The organism is Phycicoccus jejuensis (assembly GCF_000720925.1).
In the GTDB taxonomy this organism is placed as follows: domain Bacteria; phylum Actinomycetota; class Actinomycetes; order Actinomycetales; family Dermatophilaceae; genus Phycicoccus; species Phycicoccus jejuensis.
The window spans coordinates 1-452 of the sequence record NZ_JOEE01000053.1 but is presented as its reverse complement, the minus strand read 5'-3'; the positions used below and the strand labels follow the sequence as shown (position 1 = coordinate 452).

Genomic DNA, 452 nt, shown 5'->3' with positions numbered 1-452 from the left:
AAACCATACCGAGCCGAGACGCGCACACCGTAAAGCGGCTCTGCGCCGTTGAGCGTAGGTCATAGATTCAGGCCGCGGACGAGGATGAGCATCCGAACCGCGTACGCGCCTACGCCTCTTGGCCAACGAACAGTTCAACGTGGCGGCCGCCCAGGAAGCAGTGCAGTGCGACGATCACGCCGTCCTGAATACGAAGGACGTCCACTGAATTAGCCTGGAAAGGCTCGTCCTCCGACGACCGCACGTAGTTGAAGACAGCAGGGACACCGTTCGCCTGGCCAAGAATCAGGCGCCACTCGGGATGCTCCTTGGTCGCCAGCAAGGTCGAGAAGAATAGTCTTGCCTCCGCACGCCCTCTCGCAGGTGTCTCAGGAGGCATGCTGATCCGGACGTCCTCCGCGAGCAGTGCCATGATCGAATCGACGTCTTTCGTATCGTGAGCGCGAACGTAG

General features: G+C 60.6%; 1 protein-coding gene. It reads right to left on the bottom strand.

From position 1 onward, the window contains the following. Positions 1-109: 109 nt before the first annotated feature. Positions 110-452: nuclear transport factor 2 family protein (locus tag IG69_RS0119575; protein WP_030529839.1), on the bottom strand; the 343-nt coding region annotated here is incomplete at its 5' end.